The organism is Pseudomonas sp. DR208 (assembly GCF_019823005.1).
In the GTDB taxonomy this organism is placed as follows: domain Bacteria; phylum Pseudomonadota; class Gammaproteobacteria; order Pseudomonadales; family Pseudomonadaceae; genus Aquipseudomonas; species Aquipseudomonas extremorientalis.
Map to the genome: position 1 here is coordinate 2,758,086 of NZ_CP081944.1, position 24,656 is coordinate 2,782,741.

Annotated in this window: 22 protein-coding genes; 9 read left to right on the top strand and 13 right to left on the bottom strand. The window is 61.8% G+C overall.

The window, feature by feature from the left end:
• Nucleotides 1-10 precede the first annotated feature (10 nt).
• From K5K89_RS12485 to K5K89_RS12495, 3 genes are read right to left on the bottom strand one after another with little or no spacing between them, the layout of a single operon-like run.
• The gene (locus K5K89_RS12485) at nt 11-1,198 is read right to left on the bottom strand and encodes an EAL domain-containing protein (protein ID WP_071491980.1); all 1,188 of its coding nucleotides are present in this window, start codon (nt 1,196-1,198) and stop codon (nt 11-13) included.
• Nucleotides 1,185-3,971, bottom strand: coding sequence for an ATP-binding protein (locus tag K5K89_RS12490; protein WP_222541521.1), 2,787 nt, complete (start codon nt 3,969-3,971; stop codon nt 1,185-1,187). Before K5K89_RS12490 ends, K5K89_RS12485 begins: the two co-directional genes overlap by 14 nt.
• A gap of 54 nt (nt 3,972-4,025) precedes the next feature.
• Nucleotides 4,026-4,976 carry a fimbrial protein gene (locus tag K5K89_RS12495; RefSeq protein WP_222541522.1) on the bottom strand — a complete coding sequence of 317 codons (951 nt, stop codon included), beginning with the start codon at nt 4,974-4,976 and terminating at the stop codon, nt 4,026-4,028.
• A 198-nt stretch (nt 4,977-5,174) separates the two neighbouring features.
• Here K5K89_RS12495 and K5K89_RS12500 point away from each other — a divergent pair, with 198 nt between their 5' ends.
• Genes K5K89_RS12500 through K5K89_RS12515 form a run of 4 tightly spaced genes read left to right on the top strand, consistent with a single transcriptional unit; the run spans nt 5,175 to nt 9,840 of the window.
• Nucleotides 5,175-5,648, top strand: a complete 474-nt coding sequence (locus K5K89_RS12500; protein WP_071491977.1) for a MarR family winged helix-turn-helix transcriptional regulator — start codon at nt 5,175-5,177, stop codon at nt 5,646-5,648.
• The gene (locus K5K89_RS12505) at nt 5,645-7,096 is read left to right on the top strand and encodes an efflux transporter outer membrane subunit (RefSeq protein ID WP_071491976.1); all 1,452 of its coding nucleotides are present in this window, start codon (nt 5,645-5,647) and stop codon (nt 7,094-7,096) included. The genes K5K89_RS12500 and K5K89_RS12505 overlap by 4 nt, the downstream gene beginning before the upstream one ends.
• 15 nt (nt 7,097-7,111) lie before the next feature.
• On the top strand, nt 7,112-8,311 hold the full coding sequence (locus K5K89_RS12510) for an efflux RND transporter periplasmic adaptor subunit (protein ID WP_071491975.1): 1,200 nt from the start codon (nt 7,112-7,114) through the stop codon (nt 8,309-8,311).
• Nucleotides 8,311-9,840 carry a DHA2 family efflux MFS transporter permease subunit gene (locus K5K89_RS12515; protein WP_058423856.1) on the top strand — a complete coding sequence of 510 codons (1,530 nt, stop codon included), beginning with the start codon at nt 8,311-8,313 and terminating at the stop codon, nt 9,838-9,840. The genes K5K89_RS12510 and K5K89_RS12515 overlap by 1 nt, the downstream gene beginning before the upstream one ends.
• Before the next feature lie 171 nt (nt 9,841-10,011).
• Here the strand turns inward: K5K89_RS12515 and lpxH are convergent, their stop codons facing one another.
• Both lpxH and K5K89_RS12525 read right to left on the bottom strand, forming a co-directional pair.
• Nucleotides 10,012-10,761, bottom strand: a complete 750-nt coding sequence (gene lpxH, locus K5K89_RS12520) for a UDP-2,3-diacylglucosamine diphosphatase (RefSeq protein ID WP_222541523.1) — start codon at nt 10,759-10,761, stop codon at nt 10,012-10,014.
• A complete protein-coding gene (locus K5K89_RS12525; protein WP_010209496.1) occupies nt 10,758-11,261 on the bottom strand; it encodes a peptidylprolyl isomerase in 504 nt (167 codons plus the stop codon). Before K5K89_RS12525 ends, lpxH begins: the two co-directional genes overlap by 4 nt.
• Nucleotides 11,262-11,500: 239 nt before the next feature.
• Here K5K89_RS12525 and K5K89_RS12530 point away from each other — a divergent pair, with 239 nt between their 5' ends.
• Both K5K89_RS12530 and cysS read left to right on the top strand, forming a co-directional pair.
• Nucleotides 11,501-13,201, top strand: a complete 1,701-nt coding sequence (locus K5K89_RS12530) for a glutamine--tRNA ligase/YqeY domain fusion protein (protein ID WP_222541524.1) — start codon at nt 11,501-11,503, stop codon at nt 13,199-13,201.
• 21 nt (nt 13,202-13,222) lie between these two features.
• Nucleotides 13,223-14,611 carry a cysteine--tRNA ligase gene (gene cysS, locus K5K89_RS12535; protein WP_222541525.1) on the top strand — a complete coding sequence of 463 codons (1,389 nt, stop codon included), beginning with the start codon at nt 13,223-13,225 and terminating at the stop codon, nt 14,609-14,611.
• A 240-nt stretch (nt 14,612-14,851) separates the two neighbouring features.
• Here the strand turns inward: cysS and K5K89_RS12540 are convergent, their stop codons facing one another.
• Nucleotides 14,852-15,400: a dihydrofolate reductase family protein gene (locus tag K5K89_RS12540; RefSeq protein ID WP_092244903.1), complete on the bottom strand. Its 549-nt coding sequence runs from the start codon at nt 15,398-15,400 to the stop codon at nt 14,852-14,854.
• 112 nt (nt 15,401-15,512) lie between these two features.
• Here K5K89_RS12540 and lepB point away from each other — a divergent pair, with 112 nt between their 5' ends.
• Nucleotides 15,513-16,181 (top strand): signal peptidase I, encoded by a 669-nt coding sequence (gene lepB, locus K5K89_RS12545; protein ID WP_222541526.1) that lies wholly within the window; start codon nt 15,513-15,515, stop codon nt 16,179-16,181.
• Between the two features lie 50 nt (nt 16,182-16,231).
• Nucleotides 16,232-16,690, top strand: coding sequence for an HIT family protein (locus tag K5K89_RS12550; RefSeq protein WP_222541527.1), 459 nt, complete (start codon nt 16,232-16,234; stop codon nt 16,688-16,690).
• Nucleotides 16,691-16,816: 126 nt separating this feature from the next.
• Here K5K89_RS12550 and K5K89_RS12555 read toward each other — a convergent pair whose 3' ends face one another.
• The 7 genes from K5K89_RS12555 to K5K89_RS12585 form a co-directional block, all read right to left on the bottom strand.
• Entirely contained in the window at nt 16,817-17,155 is a 339-nt protein-coding gene (locus K5K89_RS12555; protein ID WP_028616866.1) for a Na+/H+ antiporter subunit G, read from the bottom strand.
• Nucleotides 17,152-17,430: a K+/H+ antiporter subunit F gene (locus tag K5K89_RS12560; RefSeq protein ID WP_005789171.1), complete on the bottom strand. Its 279-nt coding sequence runs from the start codon at nt 17,428-17,430 to the stop codon at nt 17,152-17,154. Before K5K89_RS12560 ends, K5K89_RS12555 begins: the two co-directional genes overlap by 4 nt.
• A complete protein-coding gene (locus tag K5K89_RS12565; RefSeq protein WP_071493444.1) occupies nt 17,427-17,915 on the bottom strand; it encodes a Na+/H+ antiporter subunit E in 489 nt (162 codons plus the stop codon). The genes K5K89_RS12560 and K5K89_RS12565 overlap by 4 nt, the downstream gene beginning before the upstream one ends.
• Nucleotides 17,912-19,594, bottom strand: a complete 1,683-nt coding sequence (locus K5K89_RS12570; RefSeq protein ID WP_071491962.1) for a monovalent cation/H+ antiporter subunit D — start codon at nt 19,592-19,594, stop codon at nt 17,912-17,914. The genes K5K89_RS12565 and K5K89_RS12570 overlap by 4 nt, the downstream gene beginning before the upstream one ends.
• Nucleotides 19,591-19,935, bottom strand: a complete 345-nt coding sequence (locus K5K89_RS12575; RefSeq protein WP_003192163.1) for a Na+/H+ antiporter subunit C — start codon at nt 19,933-19,935, stop codon at nt 19,591-19,593. Before K5K89_RS12575 ends, K5K89_RS12570 begins: the two co-directional genes overlap by 4 nt.
• Nucleotides 19,935-22,856: a monovalent cation/H+ antiporter subunit A gene (locus tag K5K89_RS12580; protein ID WP_222541528.1), complete on the bottom strand. Its 2,922-nt coding sequence runs from the start codon at nt 22,854-22,856 to the stop codon at nt 19,935-19,937. The genes K5K89_RS12575 and K5K89_RS12580 overlap by 1 nt, the downstream gene beginning before the upstream one ends.
• A gap of 213 nt (nt 22,857-23,069) precedes the next feature.
• The gene (locus K5K89_RS12585; RefSeq protein WP_093123976.1) at nt 23,070-23,999 is read right to left on the bottom strand and encodes a DMT family transporter; all 930 of its coding nucleotides are present in this window, start codon (nt 23,997-23,999) and stop codon (nt 23,070-23,072) included.
• Between the two features lie 92 nt (nt 24,000-24,091).
• On the opposite strand from K5K89_RS12585, the gene K5K89_RS12590 reads away from it, so the two are divergent.
• Nucleotides 24,092-24,655, top strand: a complete 564-nt coding sequence (locus K5K89_RS12590; RefSeq protein WP_222541529.1) for a helix-turn-helix domain-containing protein — start codon at nt 24,092-24,094, stop codon at nt 24,653-24,655.
• Nucleotide 24,656 lies beyond the last annotated feature (1 nt).

Genomic DNA, 24,656 nt, shown 5'->3' on the forward strand with positions numbered 1-24,656 from the left:
GGCAGCCGGGTCAATAGGCGCTCGCTGGCCCGTCGTGGGTCAGCAATTGCTGGAACTGATCCGCAGAAACGGCGTGGGAGATCAGGAAACCTTGGACCTGAGTGCAGTCGATCTTACGCAACAGTGCAAGTTCTTGCGCGGTTTCTACGCCTTCGGCAACCACGATCAAGCCCAATTGACGTCCCAGGCTGACGATGCTGGTGAGGGCCTGGGCCAATTCTTCGTTGGCGTTGCAGCCCTCTACCAGGGCACGGTCGATCTTCACCTCGGTGAACGGCGCCGACACCAGGTTCATGTACGAGCTGTAGCCTTTGCCAAAATCGTCCTGGGACAAGCCGAACCCCTTGATGCGCAAGCGGCAGGCGCCGGCGTAGAAATTGCTGATGTCATCGGGTACCGAGCACTCCATCAGCTCGAAACACAAGCGTGCGGGCAAACCCTGGTGTTCCAGCACGAACGCGAGGATGCGGTCGGGCAGGTCGTGGCTGTTGAGCAGGTGCGTGGGCAGGTTGATCGACACTGGGATGTCATAGCCGTGTTGGCGCCACGTGGCTTGGGCGGCCATCGCTTGTTTCAGCACGCACCACAGCAGGCGTTCTTCCAGGTCGCAGGCGATCAATGCCGGCAGGAACACACCGGGCAGCAACAGGCCATGCTCGGGGTGCACCCAGCGCACCAGGGCTTCGGCCGCGACGATGCGACCATTGCTCAGGGCTTTCTTGGGTTGGAACCAGGCGTGCAGTTCACCGTTGTCCAGGGCATTCATCAGGCTTTGGCAATCGATGCCGGGCTGGGTCTGGGCCGGGGCAACCTGGCGCAGCGCCTGCAACTGGTCGATCAGGCAACGCAGGGCCGCGGCATTCACCGGCTTGGAAATCAACCCGATCACCTTCACTTGCAGGTTGCTCGCTACCAGACTCGCGCCCATCAGCATGCGCCGTGACGCGGCGCTCATGATCGCCAGCGCGGGGCGTGAGGGTTGTGCGGCCAGGCCCTGGATAAATTGCACACCGTCCATGCCGGGCATCAGCAAGTCGGTGAGCACCAGGTCGAAATCGCGTTGTTTCAGGCAGGCCAGCGCTGCTTCACCGTCCCTGGCGCACACCACATCAAAATCCCCCAGCTCGCTGAACAGGTTCTGCAGATACAGGTGCTGAAAGGGATGGTCTTCAACGATCAGAATGCTACAGGGTTTCATGGGTAGCTCGTGCGTAGGGAGCCAGGGCAGTGAACAAGGCTCGCAGTGTGAAGGGTTTGACCAGGCAGTGATTCATGCCGGCCGCCAGGCACAAGGCATCTTCACCGCGCAGGGCATTGGCGGTTGCGCCGATGATCGGGGTGTTGCAGCCAAGGCATCGCAGGGCTTCGGCCAGTTCGTAGCCATTGAGCTTGGGCATGTTGACGTCAGTGAGAACGATGTCGAAGGCGCCTTCGTACCAGCGCGACAAGGCCTCTTCGCCATCGCCGGCCAGCTCTACGGTACAACCGAGTTCTTCAAGCTGGTCACGCAGGATCAACTGGTTGATGGCGTTGTCTTCGGCCACCAGGATATGCAGGTGCAAGGGGTGCAGGTCGCGCCGCTCGCAACGCGCCTGGGACGGTGCGGCCTGGCCGTTCTGGGCGTGGCGAACCGCCTGGTGGATCGCGTTCAGGTCGTTGAGGTTGACCTGCCAGCCATCGCCGGTGAATTGCGGTTCGTGGGCACCATCGCTGCTGGCGAATACCCTTGGGCCGTGCCAGGAGGTGTCCAGGCTGCGCTCTACCAGTTCGAGCAGTACCGCGGGTGCGGCCAGCTCGGCGCTGGACGGCGGGCCGACCTGCGCACGGGCACCCCAGCGGCGCAGCCAGCCGCAGAGGCTGTCGGCCAGTTCGCGTACAGGCGAGAGCACATACACCACCTCCTGCGCCAACGGCGGCCGCAGCGACGGCACGATGCTAGCGGGTTGCTCCAGTGGCACGGCCAGGGAAAAGCTGCTGCCAAGCCCCGGCTCGCTGACCATGCGCAGGGTGCCGTTCATCAAGTGGGTCAGGCGCAGGCAAATGGGCAGGCCGAGGCCGGTGCCGGCGATCACATGGGGGTTGCCTTCGGTCTGGTAGAACGGCTCGAAGATCAGTGCCTGGTCTTCCTGGGCGATGCCTTTGCCGGTGTCCGAGACTTGCCATTGCAGACACGCCCGTTCGCCTTCACGGCTGAGCTTTTTGACCCGCAGTACTACGCGCCCGGAGTCAGTGAACTTGACCGCATTGCTCAGCAGGTTGTTGAGGATCTGGCGCAAGCGGCTGGCATCGCCGATCAGGCGCAGCGGCAGTTGCGGGTCGAGGCACGCATACAGCTGCAAACCCTTGCTCTGTGCGGCGGCGGCGTAACCCTGCACCACTTCCTGCACCAGGCTGGGCACACAAAACTCACTCAGCTCCAGGGCCAATTGGCCGGCTTCGATCTTTGACACGTCGAGCACATCGCAGATCAGTTGCAGCAGCGTCGCCGAGGAACCTTCGATGGCATGCAGGTAGCTTTTCTGCTGGGCATCCAGGCGAGTACGAGCGAGAAGCTCCAGGGTACCGAGCACGCCATACAGCGGCGTGCGGATTTCGTGGCTCATGGTCGCCAGGAACAGTGTCTTGGCTTCGTTGGCGGCATCGGCGGATTGGCGTGCCTGTTCCAGCGCCGCTTCGATCTGGGTGCGCGCACTGATGTCGCTGAAGGCGCAGAGCAACACGTCTTCCCCCTTGTAGCGGGTGGGCGCGCAGCTCAGGTACAGGTGGCGGCCATCGGCGGCTTTGAAGTAGTCGGTGAGGCAGGGGGCGTCCGTATCGAAGGCATTACGGATCCAGCCCGGCCCCAGCTGCGCGCCGGCCTGGCCGAGCCATTGTCGGGCGAGGGTGTTTTCCAGCACCACTTCGCCGTCCGTGCGCCGCAGCACGCACAGGGCCACGGGCGCAGTCTGGATCACATCGCGGCTGAACAGCTCGCTTTCCACCAGCGCCTGGATGCGGTGGATGGCGGGGATGATGAAGCGGTGTTCCAGTCGGCGGGTCAACAGGGCCACCAGGCTGATGGTCAGCAGGCAGAAAAGCAGGGCGCCGAGCATCTGCGGCCATAGCGCCCAGAGCACCGCGTGCAGGTCGATGGAGTAGGTGAGCTGCCAGTCCGACGACTTCAGCTGTTTGCGCAACACCAATTGCTCGGGCAGCCAACCGTCGCCGACAAAGCCGAAGAAGTCCTGCTGGCGCAGGTGCGGCAGGTTTTGCCCGGGCGGCGGGTTACGGCTATTGCTGAAGAGGGGCATACCTTGGGCGTTGAACATGGTGAACTCGCCAGCACTGTGGTCGCTCAACGCCTTGGAGACTTCACGGTCATCCATTTCCAGGCCGAGCCAGCCGGAGTCCAGGTCGCGTTCATCCAGGCGGATAAAGATATATAGCTGCGAGTTGCCGCCGTCGGTGTGGGTCAGCCAGAGTTCCTGCAGGGTTTTCTGCTGCTTGAGGGCATTGAGTTGCACCAGCATGGGCGCGGGAAAGTCCGCAGCCACGGGACCCGCATCGTACAGTCGCAGCACCTGGGCATCGGTGCCGACGTACAGCAGGTTGAGCTGCTTGGCCTTCAGGAAGTCGCGCATGCGCTGGGTCAGCCAGATGCTCCATTGCTTACCCGGGATTTTGCCGAGCAACAGGCGGATTTCCTCATCGTTCACCGGCAGGTTCAATTTGGCCTTGCGTGTAGCCGACAGGCTGAGGCTTTCCAGCAGGGCTTCACGGGTGGTGAAAAAGGTATGGGCCTCGGCGATGGCGCTGCTCATGTAGCTGCGCCGCTGGGAGATCTCGTTGTTGAACGTAAATAGCAGGAAGCTGTACACGCCGCCCAGCATGCCCACCAGCAGCACCAGCGCAAAAATGCGCAACAGTCGGCGGGCGGCGTGGGGCGTGGACAGGACGGGGCTGATCTGGTGGAGATAGTTCTTTAATCGCATCCCGTCACTCTAGGGATGGCCGTATGTAGGAAAAATCAGACGATCCTTAGTTTGCTACAGGTAGTTCACGATAAAGGTGACTTCGGTGTTGGCGCTGCCGGCTTCGACGTTGCCGGTGGGCAAGCGGTAATACGAGGCCGACAAGGGAATCTTGAAATTGGTGCCTGTGGTGGTGAAACCGCTGAAGGAGTAGGTGGTATCAAACGCAATAGGTTGCCCGGCATCATCCATCAATTGCAGGCCGATGCCTTTGGCGGTGGAGCCGCCGTTGAGCGCGACGACACCTTTTGCCGCGTCGACGATGGGCGTGGTGGCCTTGAGCGAATAGGTCACTTTATTGATACCGGTCTGGCACTGGTTCAAGCCGATGTCGAAGCGAATGGTGCGAGGGGTTGCGCCTGCGTCGCGAAACTCCCAGAGCTGATAGTCGTCGCCCATGGCGACGGGCACGGAAGGGGTCTGGCAGGAGGCAGCGTTCAGCACCAAGGGGTTGGTGAGGTTGTACTTGCTGATGATCAGATCGTCAGATTGCAAGTTGCCCAGGTTGCCGGCAGCGACCTTGACCTGTGGAGACAGCGGGCCTGACTTGACGATTTCCAGGCGTACCGAGCCTGGGGGGATGCCGTAACTGCTCGGCTTAAGGGAAGCAGGTGCAGCCATATAGTAATCCAGGCTGTCGATCCAGACGCGGAACGAAAGGCCTGTCTTGCCGATAGGGTAGGTCGAGCCGCTGGTGACCGAGCCTAACGCAGGGTTTATCACGATGCCGTATTGGGAGGAACCTGTGCATTTCCAGCTGTTCTGACCCGATTGCACCGTGTCTTGGTAAATCACGGTGCCGTCGGGAGTATCAGCGGGAACTGTCAGGCTGCCGCTGGACAGACTTGCGCCGAAATTAAGGGTTTCATTGGTGTTGACGGTGGCTGTGCAATTAGCCGCAGAGGCGGCTGATGCGCCCGCCAGTGTGACGACCGCGAGGCAAGCAAACTGTTTTAAGGAAGTCATGGGAAGGAGGGGGTCGACTGGTCAAAAGGCTACTCAGAGTACTCAGCGAAGGCGTCACACCCCATCAGGCAATCCTTAGAACCCCGCCATTCATCCGCCCATTACCAAGCAAGCTAATAATTCCATTTGACATTCGCTGCCTAAGCAGTAACATCTTGTCATACATTCACTGCCTAGGCAGTAATAAGGTGACTTCCGATGCCCCACTTCACCCCTGACAGCTTTCGCAACTGCCACCTCGGCCTGCTCCTGGGCCGGGCGGCGCTGCTCAAGGACCGCATTATCGACACCCATATGGAGCCGTACGGCGTGACCGCCGCGCAGTTCAAGGTGTTGATCATCATCGCCCAGTTCGACGTGGATACCCCGGCGGAGCTGTGCCGCAACCTGTCCCTGGACAGCGGTTCCATGACCCGCATGCTCGACCGCCTGGAGCAGAAAGGCCTACTGGCACGCCAGCGTTCCGAGCAGGACCGGCGCCAGGTGCGGCTGGTGCTGACCGAGGACGGCCAGCGCCTGGCGGACATGCTGCCGCACATCGGTGCCCAGTCGATGAACGAATTGGCCGGCGCACTGGAGCCCGGCGAGCTGCAGACCCTGGAGCGGATCCTCAAGAAAATTCTGGTAGCTGCCGGTGACGCCATCGTCATCCAGCGGGTAGGTAATCAATGAACACACGAGCACTCAGCCTGGTGCTGGTGGCCATGAGCATGGCCGGTTGCGCCAACTACAGCGGCCTCGACACCCAAGGCAAACGCCTCGACGCCGGCACATTGCAAACCGGTAAAACCTTGAGCGGCGTGACCTTGTCGAGCGCTGCCTGGCCGACCGCTGACTGGTGGAAAAGCCTCGGTGACCCGCAACTCGACGGCCTGATCCAGGAAGCCCTGCAAAACAGCCCGGACATGCAAGTGGCCAGCGCCCGTGCCCACCAGGCCGAAGCCGCCGCCTACGCTGCCGACGCAGCGCGCATGCCGACCCTGGATGCCAGCGCCGGTGTGACCCGCTCGCGCCTGGCCAAGGACCAGGACCCACGCGGGCAGGGCGATGCCTATTCGACGGTGCGCAATATCGGCGCCAGCTTCAATTACACCTTCGACCTCTGGGGCGGCCAGCGTGCGGCCTGGGAAGCCGCGTTGGGTGAGGCGCGTGCTGCCCAGGTCGACCAGCAGGCCGCGCGCCTGACCCTGGCGGCCAACGTCGCCAAGGCCTACAGCGACCTGGGCCAGGCCCATATCGTGCGCGACCTGGCCAACGACGACCTCAAGCGCACCCGGCAGATGCTCGACCTGGGCAAGCGCCGGCTGAATTCGGGCATCGACAGCCAGTACCAGTACCAGCAGACCGAAAGCCTGGAAGCCAGCGCCCAGTCGCAACTGATCGACGCGGAAAAACAGCTGCAAAGCGCCAAGATCGCCCTGGCCGTATTGCTTGGCAAAGGCCCGGACCGTGGCAGTGAACTGGCCCGGCCCAACGTGCTGAAACCCAGCGCGGTGGCCGTGCCCTCGGTGCTGCCGGCCGAGCTGCTGGGCCGGCGCCCGGACCTGATCGCCGCGCGCTGGCGGGTCGAATCGGCGGGCCGGAATATCGATGCCAGCAAGACGCGCTTCTACCCCAACCTCAACCTGAGCGCGAGCGCCGGGGCCGAGTCGTTGCTGGGGGATGCGATGTTCGGGTCGGCCAGCCGCTTCTTCAACATTGCGCCGACGATCTCGCTGCCGATCTTCGACGGCGGCCGCCTGCGTGCCGACCTCGATGCCCGCGACGCCGACTACGACCTGGCGGTGGCGCAGTACAACAAAACCCTGGTGCAAGCCCTGGGCGATATCGGCAACACCCTTTCGCAACTGCGCGACACCGGCCGGCAGATCCAGGCCCAGCAACATGCCGCGGACATTGCCCAGCAGTCCTACGACACCGGGGTGCAGCGCTACAGCTCCGGGATCGGTAACTACCTGGATGTGCTCAGCATCGAGCAGCAACTGCTGCAGGCCCAGCGTCAGTTGGCAACCCTGAATGCCGCGCAGATCGATCTGTCGATTCAACTGATGCAGGCCCTGGGCGGCGGCTACAGCGCCGACAACGTGGCAGCGACCACCCCCGCCACACGCACGGAATAATTTGAGGTATTTGTCATGGCCACTGCCGAAAACACCAATGCAACCGAACAACCCAAAGACAACAACCCACGCAAACGCAAGGTGATGCTGATCGGCCTGGCGCTGATCGTCATCCTCGCCGTGGTCGGCGTATGGGGCTGGTATGAGCTGTACGGCCGCTTCAGCGAAAGCACCGACGACGCCTACGTGAACGGCAACGTGGTGGAAATCACCCCGCTGGTCACCGGCACCGTGGTCAGCATCGGCGCCGACGATGGCGACCTGGTCCACGAGGGCCAGGTGCTGATCAACTTCGACCCGAACGACGCCGCCGTCGGCCTGCAAAGTGCCCAGGCCAACCTGGCCCGCACCGTGCGCCAGGTGCGCGGCCTGTACAGCAACGTCGACGGCATGAAGGCCCAGGTCAATGCGCAGAAAGCCGACGTGCAGACCGCCCAGGACAACTTCAATCGTCGTAAAACCCTGGCCCAGGGCGGGGCGATTTCCCAGGAGGAGCTGTCCCATGCCCGTGACAGCCTCACTGCGGCCAAAAACGCCCTGACCAACCTTGAGCAACAACTGAAAACCACCAATGCGTTGGTGGACGACACGGTGATCAGTTCTCACCCGGATGTGCAGGCCGCCGCCGCGCAACTGCGCCAGGCCTACCTGACCAATGCGCGCAGCACCTTGATCGCACCGGTCACCGGCTATGTGGCCAAGCGCACCGTACAACTGGGTCAGCGCGTACAACCGGGCACCGCATTGATGGCGGTGATCCCGCTGAACCAGCTGTGGATCGACGCCAACTTCAAGGAAACCCAACTGCGTGACATGCGCATCGGCCAGCCGGTGGACATCGAGTCGGACATCTACGGCAGCGACGTGAAATTCAGCGGCACCATCGACAGCCTCGGCGCCGGTACCGGCAGCGCGTTTGCCCTGCTGCCGGCGCAGAACGCCACGGGTAACTGGATCAAGATCGTGCAACGGGTGCCGGTGCGTATCCACATCAATGCCGAAGAACTGGCCAAGCACCCGCTGCGCGTGGGCTTGAGCACCCTGGTCAAGGTCGACCTGCATGACCAGAGCGGCCCGGTACTGGCGCAACAGGCGCCGCAGAAGGCCTCGTTCAGCACCAACGTGTATGACCGCCAACTCGCCGAGGCCGACGCCATGATCACCCAGTTGATCCATGACAACAGCCTCGCCGCGCCCAAGGCTGTGCAACGCTGATGAGCAATAACGCCTCCTTCACGCCACCCAGCCTGTTGATGGCCACCATTGGCCTGTCGCTGGCGACCTTCATGCAGGTGCTCGACACCACCATCGCCAACGTGGCGTTGCCGACCATTTCCGGCAACCTGGGCGTGAGTTCGGAGCAGGGCACCTGGGTCATCACCTCGTTTGCGGTGAGCAACGCGATTGCCTTGCCGCTCACCGGCTGGCTGAGCCGGCGGTTTGGCGAGGTCAAGCTGTTCTTGTGGGCGACGATGCTGTTCGTGCTGGCGTCGTTCCTGTGTGGTATTTCCACGTCGATGCCCGAGCTGATCGCTTTTCGCGTCATACAAGGCCTGGTGGCCGGGCCGTTGTACCCGATGACCCAGACGCTGCTGATCGCCGTCTACCCGCCGGCGAGGCGCGGCATGGCCCTGGCGTTGCTGGCGATGGTCACGGTGGTGGCGCCGATTGCCGGGCCGATCCTCGGCGGCTGGATCACCGACAGCTACAGCTGGCCGTGGATCTTCTTCATCAACGTGCCCATCGGTATCTTTGCGGTGATGGTGGTGCGTTCGCAGTTGAAGAAACGTCCGGTGCAGACCAGTTATCAGCCGATGGACTACGTCGGGTTGCTGAGCTTGATCGTCGGCGTGGGCGCCTTGCAGATCATTCTCGACAAGGGCAATGACCTGGACTGGTTCGAATCCAACTTCATTATCGTGGGCGCGGCGATTTCGGTGATTGCCCTGGCGGTGTTCATCATCTGGGAACTCACCGACAAACACCCGGTGGTCAACCTGAAGCTGTTTGCCTACCGCAACTTCCGCATCGGCACCATCGTGTTGATCCTGGGGTACGCAGGCTTCTTCGGCATCAACCTGATCCTGCCGCAATGGTTGCAGACCCAGATGGGCTACACCGCGACCTGGGCCGGGCTGGCGGTGGCGCCGATCGGTATTTTGCCGGTGCTGATGTCGCCGTTCGTGGGCAAGTACGCGCACAAGTTCGACCTGCGCCTGCTGGCGGGCCTGGCCTTCCTGGCGATTGGCTTGAGCTGCTTCATGCGCGCAGGTTTCACCAATGAAGTGGACTTCCAGCACATCGCCCTGGTGCAGCTGTTCATGGGGATTGGCGTGGCGCTGTTCTTCATGCCAACCTTGAGCATATTGATGTCCGACCTGCCGCCGCACCAGATTGCCGACGGCGCGGGCCTGGCCACGTTCCTGCGCACCCTGGGCGGCAGCTTCGCGGCCTCGCTGACCACCTGGATCTGGATTCGTCGGGCGGACCAGCACCATGCCTACATGAGCGAGAACATGACCACCTACGACTCGGCGACCCGCGATGCCTTGCAGGCGCTCGGTGGGGCAGGGCAGAAGGCCTATACGCAGCTGGACCAGATCCTCACCAGCCAGGCATACATGATGTCCACCGTGGATTACTTCACGTTGCTGGGGTGGATGTTCATGGGGTTGATGCTGCTGGTGTGGCTGGCCAAGCCGCCGTTTGGCGCCAAGGCAGGGCCGGAGGCCTCAGGCCACTGATCAGTAAAGGTTGAAATACAATTCAATGTGGGAGGGGGCTTGCCCCCGATAGCAGTGGTTCAGCCAACAAATATGTTGAGTGTGCCGCCGCCATCGGGGGCAAGTCGAATCGTCGCACCGCCCCTCCCACATTTGGATCTTTGTTCACATTGGATTTGTGGTGTCTGAGGTTCAGGCGCCGGGCAACGCCAATTGCGGATTGACGAAGTCAAACGCCGCCAACTGAAACCCTTGCTCATCCACCTGCAGCGCCCAGCCCTGCTTGTCCCAATCCCCCAGCACAATGCGCTTGGCGGCCTGGTCGCCAATCTGCAACTTGTGAATGGCGGGGCGGTGGGTGTGGCCGTGGACCAGGGTGCGCACGCCGAACTGCTGCATCACCCGCGGCACTTCCTCGGGCGTCACATCCACAATGTCGTTGGCTTTCATGCGCGTCTGCGCCCGGCTTTCACTGCGCAGCTTGCGCGCCAGCTTATGGCGGGTGCTCAAAGGAAGGTGGCGCAGGATAAACAGCACGATCGGGTTACGCAGGATGCGCCGCAGCTTCATATAGCCGACGTCGCGGGTGCAGAGGCTGTCGCCGTGCATCAACAGCACGGGCTCGCCATGGAGCTGGACGACACTCGGGTCCTTGAGCAAGCTGGCGCCTGCCGCTTTGCAGAACGCCTTGCCGATCAGGAAATCGCGATTGCCGTGCATGATGAAAATCGGAGTGCCGCTGTCGCTCAGTTCGCGCAGGGCTGCGCAAATGGAGCGCTGAAACGGTGTCATCCCATCGTCGCCAATCCAGGCTTCGAAGAAGTCCCCCAGAATGTACAACGCCTGGGCGCCACGGGCGCGGCCGTGGAGCAGATCCAGAAACGCCCGGGTGATGTCCGGGCGCGTATCGATCAGATGCAAATCTGAAATCAGCAATATCACCCAACGATCTCGGCTTTCTCGACGATCACGTCTTCTACCGGAACGTCCTGGTGACCGGCTTTACCGGTGGTCTGCACGCCTTTGATCTTGTCGACGACGTCCTGGCCTTCGGTGACTTTACCGAATACAGCGTAGCCCCAGCCCTGCACGTTCTTGCCGCTGTGGTTCAGGAAGGCGTTGTCGGCCACGTTGATGAAGAACTGCGCGGAGGCCGAATGCGGCTCCATGGTACGGGCCATGGCGACGGTGTACTTGTCGTTGGAAAGGCCGTTGTCCGCTTCGTTCTGGATGCTTGGGCGCTTGTCTTTCTTTTCTTTCATGCCAGGCTCGAAACCGCCGCCCTGGATCATGAAGTTGCCGATGACACGGTGGAAAACGGTGTTTTCGTAGTGGCCGGCGTTCACGTACTCGATGAAGTTGGCGACGGTGATCGGCGCTTTCTCGGCGTTGAGCTCGATGACGATGTCACCGTGGTTGGTGGTCAGTTTGACTTGAGTCATGTTGGCTACTCTTTTCAGGGAATTCGTGGGTTTGGGTGCCCGGGGCACCACGACCGGTATGGCGAAACTGCGGCCAAGGCGCGCAGTTTAGCGTGACCTGCAGGAATTTCGAGGTGGTTTTTTACCACTGGTGCGTTAAATGCACCGCAACCCTGTCAGCGGCTTGACAGCATCAGCTATGATAAGCCCTTTGTTTTGTCGGCCTAGCCCGGCCACGTACTTGTCTGTTCAAGGATCCTATGAGCAAGCCCACTGTCGACCCTACCTCGAATTCCAAGGCCGGACCTGCCGTCCCGGTCAATTTCCTGCGCCCGATCATCCAGGCGGACCTGGATTCGGGCAAGCACACGCAGATCGTCACCCGCTTCCCGCCAGAGCCCAACGGCTACCTGCACATCGGTCACGCCAAGTCGATCTGTGTGAACTTCGGCCTGGCCCAGGAATTCGGTGGCGTCACGCACCTGCGTTTCGACGACACCAACCCGGCCAAGGAAGACCAGGAATACATCGACGCCATTGAAAGCGACGTGAAGTGGTTGGGTTTCGAATGGTCCGGTGAAGTGCGCTATGCCTCGCAGTACTTCGACCAACTGCACGATTGGGCCGTCGAGCTGATCAAGGCCGGCAAGGCCTACGTCGACGACCTGACCCCGGAGCAGGCCAAGGAATACCGTGGCACCCTGACCGAGCCGGGCAAGAACAGCCCGTTCCGCGACCGTTCGGTAGAAGAGAACCTCGACTGGTTCGCCCGCATGCGCGCCGGTGAGTTCCCGGACGGCGCCCGCGTACTGCGCGCCAAGATCGACATGGCCTCGCCGAACATGAACCTGCGCGACCCGATCATGTACCGCATCCGCCACGCCCATCACCACCAGACGGGCGACAAGTGGTGCATCTACCCGAACTACGACTTCACCCACGGCCAGTCGGACGCCATCGAAGGTATTACCCACTCGATCTGCACCCTGGAGTTCGAAAGCCATCGCCCGCTGTACGAATGGTTCCTCGACAGCCTGCCGGTGCCGGCGCACCCGCGTCAGTACGAGTTCAGCCGCCTGAACCTGAACTACACCATCACCAGCAAGCGCAAGCTCAAGCAACTGGTCGATGAAAAGCACGTACACGGCTGGGACGACCCACGCATGTCGACGCTCTCGGGCTTCCGCCGTCGCGGCTACACGCCGGCGTCGATCCGCAACTTCTGCGAGATGGTCGGCACCAACCGTTCCGACGGCGTGGTCGACTACGGCATGCTCGAGTTCAGCATCCGCCAGGACCTCGACGCCAACGCCCCACGTGCCATGTGCGTGCTGCGCCCGTTGAAGGTCGTGATCACCAACTACCCGGAAGACAAGGTCGACCACCTTGAACTGCCGCGTCATCCGCAAAAAGAAGAACTCGGCGTGCGCAAGCTGCCGTTCGCCCGTGAAATCTACATCGACCGCGATGACTTCATGGAAGAACCGCCAAAAGGCTACAAGCGCCTGGAGCCAAACGGCGAAGTGCGCCTGCGCGGCAGCTACGTGATCCGTGCCGACGAAGCAATCAAGGACGCCGATGGCAACATCGTCGAACTGCGTTGCTCGTATGACCCGGAAACCCTGGGCAAGAACCCCGAAGGCCGCAAGGTCAAGGGCGTGATCCACTGGGTCCCGGCGGCGGCCAGCATCGAGTGCGAAGTGCGTCTGTACGATCGCCTGTTCCGCTCGCCAAACCCTGAAAAGGCTGAAGACAGCGCCAGTTTCCTCGACAACATCAACCCTGACTCCCTGCAAGTACTTACGGGTTGTCGTGCCGAACCCTCGTTGGGTGAAGCACAGCCGGAAGACCGTTTCCAGTTCGAGCGCGAAGGTTACTTCTGCGCGGATATCAAGGACTCGAAACCAGGTCGCCCGGTATTCAACCGCACCGTGACCTTGCGTGATTCGTGGGGTCAGTGATTCTGTCTTAAGGGAATTGTCGTGTTAACGATCTACAACACACTCAGCAAGACCAAAGAAGTCTTCAAGCCGCTGGACGGCAACAAGGTGCGCATGTACGTGTGCGGCATGACCGTGTACGACTACTGCCACATCGGCCACGGCCGCAGTATGGTGGCCTTCGACCTGGTGACCCGCTGGTTGCGTTTCAGCGGCTATGACCTGACCTATGTGCGCAACATCACCGACATCGACGACAAGATCATCAACCGCGCCAACGAAAATGGCGAGTCGTTCGACGCGCTGACCGAGCGCATGATCGCCGCGATGCACGAGGACGAGGCCCGCCTCAACATCCTCAAGCCGGACATGGAACCGCGTGCCACGGATCACATCCCGGGCATGCACGCGATGATCCAGACCCTGATCGACAAGGGTTACGCCTACGCGCCGGGCAATGGCGACGTGTACTACCGCGTCGCCAAGTTCATGGGCTACGGCAAGCTGTCGCGCAAGAAAATCGAAGACCTGCGCATCGGCGCCCGCATCGAAGTCGACGAAGCCAAGCAAGACCCGCTGGATTTCGTGCTGTGGAAAGCCACCAAGCCCGGCGAGCCGAGCTGGGAGTCGCCATGGGGCGCCGGACGTCCGGGCTGGCACATCGAATGCTCGGTGATGTCCACCTGCTGCCTGGGTGAGACTTTCGACATTCATGGCGGCGGCAGCGACCTCGAGTTCCCGCACCATGAAAACGAAATCGCCCAGAGCGAAGCCGCCACCGGCAAGACTTACGCCAACGCCTGGATGCACTGCGGCATGATCCGCATCAATGGCGAGAAGATGTCCAAGTCCTTGAACAACTTCTTCACCATCCGCGACGTACTGGAAAAGTACCACCCCGAGGTTGTGCGTTACCTGCTGGTATCGAGCCACTACCGCAGCGCCATCAACTACTCGGAAGACAACCTCAAGGACGCCAAGGGCGCCCTGGAGCGGTTCTACCACGCGTTGAAAGGCCTGCCGGCCGTGGCGCCGGCCGGCGGCGAAGCCTTCGTCGCACGCTTCACCGAAGTGATGAACGACGACTTCGGCACTCCGGAAGCCTGCGCGGTGCTGTTCGAAATGGTGCGCGAGATCAACCGTTTGCGTGAGAGCGATCTTGATGCGGCGGCGGGTCTGGCGGCGCGCTTGAAAGAACTGGCCAGCGTGCTGGGGGTTCTGCAAATGAAGCCTGAGGATTTCCTGCAAGCCGGTGCCGAAGGGCGCGTGGATGCGGCTGAGGTGGATGCGCTGATACAGGCGCGTTTGACTGCACGTGCCAACAAGGACTGGGCGGAATCCGACCGACTCCGCGACCAACTCACCGCCATGGGCGTGGTGTTGGAAGACGGGAAGGGTGGGACGACGTGGCGGTTGGCTGATCAGGCTTGATTGGTAAACGCTGAATGAAAAACGCCCCGACTGGTTCGGGGCGTTTTTTTGCACATCGGTTTAACGGCTTATTCGATCGACTGTGGTAGCTGGCAGGGCGGGTGATGAGCGCCCTGTGGCAAGCCCGCTCGCTACAGTTACGCGCGATATTGAAAGTTGTGCTGATACCTATGTCGCGATAACAGAGTGTCTGCCATATATCGATTCGCCCACCTCCATTGCACGCTGGCTTTGCAATTGCTACGACAGCGATACTTGATAGCGGCTCTGCACAAATCCATTGTCCGATACATACGTGCCGAGATGACGAAGTTCTTGCTCGCTGCCCATCTGGCTGAACAAACAAACGCCTTTGCCCAGCAACACTGGTATGCGTGTGATGATCAACTCCTCGATCAGGCCCGCTTCAAGAAACGCCTGGATCGTCTGGCCACCGTCGATATAAAGGTGCTTCATACCGCGCTCGGCTAACGTTGCCACCAGTGTGGTCACGTCTCCCGCCATGACCTCGATCTTGCCCTCCAGATGTGTCGGAATCTGCAACTGCTGGCGAGACAGGGCAATCACCGGGATACCCTCATAGGGCCACTCCGCAAAGGACAACACCTTCTCCAGGGTCTTGCGTCCCATCACCAGCGCATCCACCGTGGCGACAAAGCCTTCATAAGTCACACCGTTCAACTCGGCGGTTTCATACTCCGGCCGGTGCAACCAGTCGATATCGCCGTCCGGGCGGGCGATGAAGCCGTCGACGCTGGCGGCGATAAACACTGAGCATTTGATATCCATGGCGAAAACTCCTTTTTGTGCGCTTGGACGCTAATGTTGATTTAATCCTCGCGTGTAACAACCGGGCGTCTGGGAAACAACCCTGATGCCCCTGTCTGCCGTGCGAGGATGTATGCGAAGTTGGTTGATCCGTTACCGTTACGCAATCATTTTCTGGTTGTGCTTCGGCGTTTTCCGTACCTCCCTGGCGGACTGGAATCCCATTCCCTCCGGCTCCATGCGCCCGACCTTGCTGGAGGGCGATGTAGTGTTGGTGAACCGGGTGGCCTACGACCTCAAGCTGCCGCTCACGGACATTTCCCTGGTCAAGCTCGATAACCCCCGGCGCGGTGATGTGGTGACGTTCTCGTCGCCCAAGGACGGCATGCGTCTGATCAAGCGCATCGTCGGCATTCCCGGTGACACCCTGGAAATGAAAGATGAGGTGTTGTGGGTCAACGGCGTGCCTGCCACCTACAGCGACGCGCAGGACATCAGCGAACCCATCCTGCCCGGCCATACGGTGCCAGGAATCAAGCTGAACGAGTTGGCGGCCAACCGGCAGCGCACGGTGCAGTTCATGCCGACGGTGCGAGCGATGCGCAGTTTCGGGCCGGTGGTGGTGCCGGCCGGCAGTTACTTCATGCTGGGGGACAATCGCGATAACAGCGATGACTCACGGTATATCGGCGTTGTGCCGCGTCGGCTGTTGATTGGGCGGGCGCATCATGTGCTGGCGTCGGCACAGATTCTGGGTGATTGGATGCCACGGTTTCGCAGGTTTGGCTCGCCTATCTTGTAATGGAAGTTGTGCTATTTGAAGGGCACCAAGAACCACTGATGGAGACTCGAATGACGTGTATTTTCTGCAGCATCGTCCAAAAGACTTCCCCGGCGCACATCCTGTGGGAAGACGAACAGCACATGGCCTTCCTGTCGATCTTCCCCAACACCCCGGGGTTCAGTGTGGTGATCCCCAAGCAGCACTACGGCAGCTATGCGTTTGCGCAGTCGGATGAGGTGTTGGCCGGGCTTGCCGTTGCAGCGAAGAAAACCGCGCTTCAGATCGACCGTGCGTTTCCCGATGTGGCGCGCACCGGGATGATCTTGGAAGGGTATGGCGTGGATCACCTGCATGCGAAGCTGTTTCCCATGCATGGAACCGGCGGCGACAGTACCTTCAAGCCGTTGAGTTCGAAGGTGGACAAGTTCTTCGAGGCGTATGAAGGCTATATCTCGTCCCATGACCATGTGCGGGCGGATGATGCCGAATTGGCTGAACTGGCGACCAGAATCCGATCTTTCGCCTGACACAGTTCAAAATGTGGGAGGGGGCTTGCCCCCGATGGCAGTGTGTCAGCCAGTATATCCGTAGCTGACCCACCGCTATCGGGGGCAAGCCCCCTCCCACATTTGGACCTTTTTGTTTCTGAGGACTCAGCGGCGGCTGCTGACTTCGGCGGGTACATCATCCCCAGCCATGCGCTTGCGGAACAACGCCGTGCGCGCCAACAGCAACGTGGTCACCGGCACGGTGATCGACAGCAGAATCGGAATCAACCACCCGTGCAACACCGGCCCGGACTTGAGCACCGAAAAATAAATGATCGACGCCAACGCCACACACCACGCTCCCAGCGTCGATGCGAGTGCCGGCGGGTGCATGCGCTGGAAGAAGTCCTTCATGCGCAGCAACCCGATCGCGCCAATCAATGCAAATACACTGCTGAGCACCAGCAGCACGGCCACGACGATTTCCATCCATAACGGCATCATTCAATCACCTCCCCACGCAGCAGGAATTTCGCCAGGGCAAACGAGCCGACGAAGCCGAACAGCGCGATCAGCAGCGCCGCTTCAAAGTAGGTGTCACTGGCATACCGGATACCCAGCACCAGCATCATCAACATCGCCAGGATGTACAGGTAGTCCAGCGCCAGTACCCGGTCCTGGGCTGACGGGCCTTTGAACAGGCGGATAAGCGTCAGCACCATGGCCAGGGAGAACAGGAACAGGCTGAACAGGATCGCATTGGAGAGCAGCGCGCTCATTCGAAGATCTCCATCAGGGGCCGTTCGTAGGTGGTCTTGAAGTGCTCGATGAAGGGCGCCTCATCGTCCAGGTCGAATACGTGCAAGAGCAGGATGCTGCGGTCCAGCGCCAGTTCCGACCAGATGGTGCCGGGCACCACGGTGGTGATCATCGACAGCGCGGCGAGGCCGTTGGGGTCGCGCAGGTCCAGGGGAATCCTGATGAAGCGCGAACGCGGTGGGCGGGAGCCGCAGGTCAGCACGCCCCAGGCCACTTGCAGGTTGGAGACGATCACGTCACGGCCCACCAGGAAAAACAGGCGGATGATCACGCCGGGGCGACGGATGCGGATCGGCAGTGGTCGCAACGGTGCCATCAGCAGCGGCGCAAGAAAGCCCAGCAGTGCACCCAGCAGCAGGTTGCCCGGGCTGACCGACAGGTTCAGCACCAGCCACAGCACCCACAGCGCCAGGGACAGCCACGGAGCAGGGAACAATCGCTTCATGGTTGCACCTCCAGGGCGGCGGCCTGGGCTTCGGGGCTCGGCACCGGACGCGTGGCCATCACCGCCATCACATAGTGCTCGGGGTTGTTCAGGCTCACGGCAGTGGCCTGGGTGTAGCGCAGCAGTGGTTCCGCCTTGAAGGTCAGCAGGATGCTCAAGCCCAGCAGGAAGAAAATCGGCACGCATTCATAGCGACGCAGTAGCGGCGAAGGGCGTTCTTCCGGGGTCCAGAAGCGCTGGATGCCCAAGCGTGCGAAGGCAATCAACGAGGCCAGGCCGGAGAGAATCAACAACGCCACCAAGCCCCAGGCGGCTGGCCGGATCGGTTCGTCAATACTCACACCCAGGCCCAGCGGATTGACCAGCGCACTCAACAGACTGAGCTTGCCGATAAACCCGGAGAGCGGCGGCATACCTATGATCAGCAGGGCGCAGGCGATAAAGCTCAAGCCCAGGAACGCCATGGTCCAGGGAATCACCTGGCCGACCACGGCTTGCTGCTCATCATCGAGGTTGACGCCAGGGCGCGGGTGCAGGGATTCCATGGCCTTGGGCAACGCATCGATCTCTTCGTCCAGCGGCAGGTCGTTGGCCGAGCGTGACCGTTCGATCAATTCAGCCAGCAGGAACAGCGCGCTCAAGGCCAAGGTGGAACTGACCAGATAGAACAGCGCGCCCGCCGTCAGGCTTGGTTGGGCGAAACCGACGGCGGACAGCAAGATCCCCGCCGACACCAGGATGCTTAAGCTGGCCATGCGCTCCAGGCGCTGCGCCGCCACCATCGCCAGCGCCGCGCAAATGATGGTCGCCATGCCGCCATACACCAGCCAATCCCCGCCAAACAGCGCCGAAGCACCGGCCTGGCCGGAGAACAGCAGCGTCCACAGGCGCAGCACGGTGTACACGCCGACCTTGGTCATGATCGCAAACATCGCCGCCACTGGCGCACTGGCCGAGGAGTAGGCGGGCGCCAGCCAGAAGTTCAGCGGCCACATGCCGGCCTTGGCCAGGAACGCCGTCGCCAGGATCGCCGCACCGGCATGCAACAGGCCGCGATCGGCCTCCGGCACCAGCGGGATTTTCAGCGCCAGGTCAGCGAAGTTCAGCGTGCCGGTGACACCGTAGATCATCGCCGCGCCAATCAGGAACAGCGAAGACGCCAACAGGTTGATCGCAATGTAATGCAACCCCGAAGACACCCGCGCACGCCCGGAGCCATGCAGCATCAGGCCATAGGAGGCCGCCAGCAGCACTTCGAAGAACACGAACAGGTTGAACAGGTCCGCCGTGAGGAAGGCGCCGTACAACCCCATCATCTGGATCTGGAACAGTGCGTGGAAGCTGGTGCCCGCACGATCCCAACGGGCCATGGCGAACAGCAGCGCACTCACGCCGATGATCCCGGTGAGTACCAGCATCAGCGCCGAGAGTTGGTCCACCACCAGCACAATGCCGAATGGCACCTGCCAGTTGCCCGGCAGGTAAACCCCAATCGAGCCTGGGCCGCCTTTTTGCGTCCAGTACAGCAGCAGGATGGCGATGCCCAGGCCGATGACGCTGGAGAACAGATTGATTTTCGCCTTGAGCGGGCGGCGCTTTTCGCCAAGCATCAGCATCAGCGCGGCGGTCAGCAACGGCAGCAGGATCGGTGCGACGATCAGTTGATTCACCCAATTCATTCCTTGGGCTCCCGGCCGTCCACATGGTCGGTGCCGGTCAGGCCCCGGGAGGCGAGCAGCACCACCAGGAACAACGCGGTCATGGCGAAGCTGATCACGATGGCCGTAAGCACCAGGGCCTGGGGCAGCGGATCGGTGTAGTTGAGCAGGTCCTGCGGCACGCCGTCCTTGATGATCGGCTCCTTGCCGATAAACAGGCTGCCCATGCTGAAAATGAACAGGTTGACGCCGTACGAAAGCAGGCACAGGCCCATCACCACCTGGAAGGTCCGTGGCCGCAGGATCAACCAGACGCCGGAAGCCGCCAGGACTCCAATGGCAATTGCGATGACTTCTTCCATCAGGCGGCTCCTTCCGTTGCGGCAACCACTTTGGCCTGGTTGCTCGGTTTATGGGCCCGCACGGACTGGTGACCGAGGGCGGTGAGCATCAGCAGCGTCGAGCCGACGACCATGGCGTACACGCCGACGTCGAAGAACAGCGCGCTGGCGATATGGATATCGCCGAGCAGCGGCAGGCTGAAATGCCAGGTGTGAGTGGTGAGGAACGGGTAGCCGGCAATCAGCGCGCCGAGCCCGGTCAGGGTTGCCGACAGCAGCCCGAAGCCCATCCAGCGCATCGGCCGCAGGCTCATCTGCGCCTCGACCCACTGCGTACCGGCGACCATGTATTGCAGGATGAACGCCACCGACATCACCAGCCCGGCGACAAACCCGCCACCCGGTTGGTTGTGGCCGCGCATGAACAGGTAGAACGACACCACCAGCGCAATCGGCAGCAGCAGGCGCACCAGCACCGCCGGCACCATCATGAAGCCCAGGGCGGTGTCGCTGGCCTGGCGCGGGTTGACCAGGTCGGTGGCCACGTCCGGCGCCAACTGGCGCTGTTGCGGCGGCAACTCCATGCTCTCTTTTGACGGGCGGAAGCGCCGCAGCAGGGCGTACACCGTCAGCGCCACGGCGCCGAGTACGGTGATTTCGCCCAGGGTGTCGAAGCCCCGGAAGTCCACCAGCATCACGTTCACCACATTGCTGCCGCCGCCTTCGGGCAGGGCGCGGCTGAGGTAGAACGAAGAAATATCGTTGGGCGTCTGGCGCGTCAGCATCGCGTAGGACAGCAACGCCATGCCACCGCCCACCACGGTCGACAACAGGAAGTCACGCAGGCGACGGATGCGCGCCTTGCGCAGCGAGCTGGGCAGTGGCGACACCTCTTCGATCCGCCGTGGCAGCCAGCGCAGGCCGAGCAGGATCAGCACGGTGGTCACCACTTCGACCACCAACTGGGTCAGCGCCAGGTCCGGCGCCGAGAACCATACGAAGGTCACGCAGGTCATCAGGCCGCACACGCTGACCATGGTCAGGGCCGCCAGCCGGTGGTACTTGGCTTGCCAGGCGGCGCCGAGGGCACAGGCAATCGCCAGCAGCCACAGGGTGACGAACACGATGGAGCCCGGGATCTTCGGGCGGTCGCCCCAACTGAGGCCACTGTTGAGCATCGGGATCATGCCGCCGATCACCGCCACCAGCACCAGCAGGAACAATTGGGTCTGCAGGCGCTTGGTGCTGATGCGTTTCTCGATCCTGCGCACGCCGCGCATCATCACCACCAGGCTGCGCTCGAAGCCGCGCTTGCCGTTGAAGTAGCTGATCACCGGCGGGTACTTGAAGCGGCCACGCTTGAGTTGCTTGCGCAGCAGCAGGTACAGCACCACGCCGCCGGACATGGCCACCAGGCTCATGATCATTGGTGCGTTCCAGCCGTGCCAGATCGCCAGGCTGTATTCCGGCAGCACGCCACCCACTACCGGCAGCGCGGCGGCGGCGAGGATCGAGCCGACCACCTGGGCCGGGAAGATCCCCACCAGCAGGCAGGTGAACACCAGCAACTCGACCGGTGCGCGCATCCAGCGTGGCGGTTCGTGGGGAGTGTGCGGCAGGTTGGTCGCGGTCGGGCCGAAGAACACGTCGACGGTGAAGCGCAGGGCGTAGGCCACGCTGAAGGTACCGGCGATGGTCGCGATCAACGGCAGGGCGAACTCCACCCAGGCCGTCGAGGTGATGAACACGGTTTCGGCGAAGAACATCTCTTTGGACAGGAAACCATTGAGCAACGGCACGCCGGCCATGGACGCACTGGCCACCATCGCCAGGGTCGCGGTAAACGGGATCAACCGCACCAGCCCGCTGAGCTTGCGGATGTCCCGCGTGCCACTTTCATGGTCGATGATGCCCGCGGCCATGAACAGCGAAGCCTTGAACGTGGCGTGGTTGAGGATGTGGAACACGGCTGCGACGGCCGCCAGCGGGCTGTTGAGACCCAGCAGCAAGGTGATCAGCCCGAGGTGGCTGATGGTGGAGTAGGCCAGCAGGCCCTTGAGATCATTCTGGAACATGGCGCAGTAAGCGCCGAGGAGGAGGGTAAGGGCGCCGGCACCGCCGACGATCCAGAACCATTCTTCGCTGCCGGACAGCGACGGCCACAGGCGGGCCAGCAGGAACACGCCGGCCTTCACCATCGTTGCCGAATGCAGGTACGCCGACACCGGCGTAGGGGCCGCCATCGCGTGGGGCAGCCAGAAGTGGAAGGGGAACTGCGCGCTTTTGCTCAAGGCGCCGATCAGCACCAGGGCCAGCATGACCGGGTACAGCGAATGCGCGCGGATCTGCTCGCCCGCCGCCAGTACCTGGTCCAGGTCATAGCTGCCGACGATATGCCCCAGCAACATTACGCCCGCCAGCAGGCACAGGCCGCCGGCGCCGGTGACCATCAGCGCCATGTACGCCCCACGGCGCGCATCGGCGCGGTGGTGCCAGTAGCCGATCAGCAGGAACGAGAACAGGCTGGTCAGTTCCCAGAAGAACACGACCTGGATCAGGTTGCCGGAGATCACCAGCCCGAGCATGGCCCCCATGAAGGCCAGGAAAAACGCGAAGAAGCGCGGCACCGGATCGTCCGGCGACATGTAATAGCGCGCATACAGCGACACCAGCGTGCCGATGCCCAGCACCAGCATCGAGAACAGCCAGGCAAACCCATCCATGCGCAGCACTAAGTTCAGCCCGAGGCTGGGCAACCACATGAATTCTTCGCGGATCACGCCACCGTGGGCGATCTGGGGGTAGAGCAGGGCGACTTGAATAGTGCCGACCAGGGCCACCAGGCCGGCCAGCAGGGATTCGGTGTTACGTGCATTGTGCGGCAGCAAGGCCGCCAGACAGCTGCCAATGAACGGCAGAAGCAGTAGAACTATCAGGGACATAGGCTTCTAATCTGCGGGAGTTTGGGATGCATCATACGTGCCGCTTTCACGATCACCAAACGGCAAGATGTGGCAGGATCCTACAAGCTAAGCCGAAATCGCCCATTTGGCATTGTTTCAGGTAACCCGATTCGGGCAAGCGACACCGCCCCCCCTGTGGGAGCCGGGCTTGCCCGCGATGGCGATCTGACAGCCACTGCAAGTATTCGGACCTTATCCCTGCTGTTCCTGTTCCCTCTCATCGCGCAATTCCAGGGCCTTCTGCCCCTTGGTCTTCATCTCGCTGACAATCACCGCCAACACAATCAACGCCGCCCCCACCATCGCGATCGGCGGGAAGCGTTCCCCGGCGATCCGACCGACCACGCCGGCCCACACCGGCTCACCGGCATAAATCAACGTGGCGCGGGTCGGCGAAACACTTTGCTGCGCCCAATTCATCGCCACCTGGATCACCGCACTGGTCAAGCCCAGCCCCACCGCGCTGAACAGCAGCAACCACGAAAACCCCGGCAACGCCTCGCCCATTGGCACCACCATCAGGAACGACAGCAACGACGCCGTGGCCAGTTGCACCACGGTCACCCGACGCACGTCCACCTGCCCGGCAAAGGCGCTGATCAGGATGATCTCCGCTGCGATTGCCACTGCACCGATCAACGTGGCGATTTCACCGGGACTGAAATTCAGCGAAGCCCCCGCCGGCCCGGTCAGCAGCATCAAGCCGGTAAACGCCAGCATAATACCGATGCTCGGCATCAACCCCGGGCGCCGGCCCAGCACCAGCCATTGCAACAGCGGTACGAACGGCACATATAACGCGGTGATAAACGCCGATTGACTGCTCAAGATGGTCTGCAAGCCAATGGTTTGCAGCCCGTAGCCAAACATGATCGCCACACCGATAAACACCCCGGCCTTCAATTCGAACAGCGTCAGGTCGCGCAACGTGCGCAAGGAAAAGAACCCCACCACAATCGCTGCGGCCGCAAAGCGCAAACCGACAAAAAACATCGGCCCACTGACCGTCATCGCATGTTGCACCAGCAAAAACGTGCCGCCCCAGATCATGGTGATCACCACCAGGATGCATTCGGCTTTGCTGAAACGGTTGAAACGTGGGGAGGCGGTCGGGGTGGTCATGGCGGCTCGGTCTTGCAAGGGAAAGGCACGGACCGCACAATGCGCCGCACGCTGGGCAGTATACTGCGCACACCCACCCATTGAGCAATATAGTGCACAAAGAAAATCCCCACCGGGCTTCGGTCCTGCAGCACGTCAGCCAGAACGTCCGTCGCCTGCGCCATGCCGCCGACCTCAGCCAGACCGCGCTCTCGGAAAAATCCGGGGTCAGCCGGCGCATGCTGGTGGCCATCGAGGCGGGGGAAAAGAACGTCAGCCTGTCCACCCTCGACCGCGTGGCCGAAGCGTTGGACGCGGCTTTCAGCGACCTGATCCAGGCGCCGGATGTGCGTGACCATAGCCGTATCAATGAGCTGGCCTGGGCCGGTGAAATTCCCGGCAGCAAGGCGGTGTTGCTGGCCAAGGCCACGGCGCGGCGTGAAGTCGAACTCTGGGAGTGGCGCCTTGAACCTGGCGATCGCTACTGCCCGGACCCAGACCTTGAAGGCTGGAGCGAGCAGCTGTTTGTCTTTGAGGGTTGCTTGACTCTGGTGTTGGCAGGTGAAGACAAGACAATTGGTACGGGCGAGTTTTTCATGTTTGCCAGCCATCAGCCTCATGCCTATCGCAATGATGGGGGCGTCGCAGTAAAGTTTGTACGGAATGTCGTTATTTAGT

Excerpts from the sequence above, each read along its gene's own strand:
- K5K89_RS12485 (WP_071491980.1), bottom strand. The coding sequence starts at position 1,198 with ATGAAACCCTGTAGCATTCTGATCGTTGAAGACCATCCCTTTCAGCAC.
- K5K89_RS12490 (WP_222541521.1), bottom strand. The coding sequence starts at position 3,971 with ATGCGATTAAAGAACTATCTCCACCAGATCAGCCCCGTCCTGTCCACG.
- K5K89_RS12495 (WP_222541522.1), bottom strand. The coding sequence starts at position 4,976 with ATGACTTCCTTAAAACAGTTTGCTTGCCTCGCGGTCGTCACACTGGCG.
- K5K89_RS12500 (WP_071491977.1), top strand. The coding sequence starts at position 5,175 with ATGCCCCACTTCACCCCTGACAGCTTTCGCAACTGCCACCTCGGCCTG.
- K5K89_RS12505 (WP_071491976.1), top strand. The coding sequence starts at position 5,645 with ATGAACACACGAGCACTCAGCCTGGTGCTGGTGGCCATGAGCATGGCC.
- K5K89_RS12510 (WP_071491975.1), top strand. The coding sequence starts at position 7,112 with ATGGCCACTGCCGAAAACACCAATGCAACCGAACAACCCAAAGACAAC.
- K5K89_RS12515 (WP_058423856.1), top strand. The coding sequence starts at position 8,311 with ATGAGCAATAACGCCTCCTTCACGCCACCCAGCCTGTTGATGGCCACC.
- K5K89_RS12525 (WP_010209496.1), bottom strand. The coding sequence starts at position 11,261 with ATGACTCAAGTCAAACTGACCACCAACCACGGTGACATCGTCATCGAG.
- K5K89_RS12530 (WP_222541524.1), top strand. The coding sequence starts at position 11,501 with ATGAGCAAGCCCACTGTCGACCCTACCTCGAATTCCAAGGCCGGACCT.
- K5K89_RS12540 (WP_092244903.1), bottom strand. The coding sequence starts at position 15,400 with ATGGATATCAAATGCTCAGTGTTTATCGCCGCCAGCGTCGACGGCTTC.
- lepB (WP_222541526.1), top strand. The coding sequence starts at position 15,513 with ATGCGAAGTTGGTTGATCCGTTACCGTTACGCAATCATTTTCTGGTTG.
- K5K89_RS12550 (WP_222541527.1), top strand. The coding sequence starts at position 16,232 with ATGACGTGTATTTTCTGCAGCATCGTCCAAAAGACTTCCCCGGCGCAC.
- K5K89_RS12555 (WP_028616866.1), bottom strand. The coding sequence starts at position 17,155 with ATGATGCCGTTATGGATGGAAATCGTCGTGGCCGTGCTGCTGGTGCTC.
- K5K89_RS12560 (WP_005789171.1), bottom strand. The coding sequence starts at position 17,430 with ATGAGCGCGCTGCTCTCCAATGCGATCCTGTTCAGCCTGTTCCTGTTC.
- K5K89_RS12565 (WP_071493444.1), bottom strand. The coding sequence starts at position 17,915 with ATGAAGCGATTGTTCCCTGCTCCGTGGCTGTCCCTGGCGCTGTGGGTG.
- K5K89_RS12570 (WP_071491962.1), bottom strand. The coding sequence starts at position 19,594 with ATGAATTGGGTGAATCAACTGATCGTCGCACCGATCCTGCTGCCGTTG.
- K5K89_RS12575 (WP_003192163.1), bottom strand. The coding sequence starts at position 19,935 with ATGGAAGAAGTCATCGCAATTGCCATTGGAGTCCTGGCGGCTTCCGGC.
- K5K89_RS12580 (WP_222541528.1), bottom strand. The coding sequence starts at position 22,856 with ATGTCCCTGATAGTTCTACTGCTTCTGCCGTTCATTGGCAGCTGTCTG.
- K5K89_RS12585 (WP_093123976.1), bottom strand. The coding sequence starts at position 23,999 with ATGACCACCCCGACCGCCTCCCCACGTTTCAACCGTTTCAGCAAAGCC.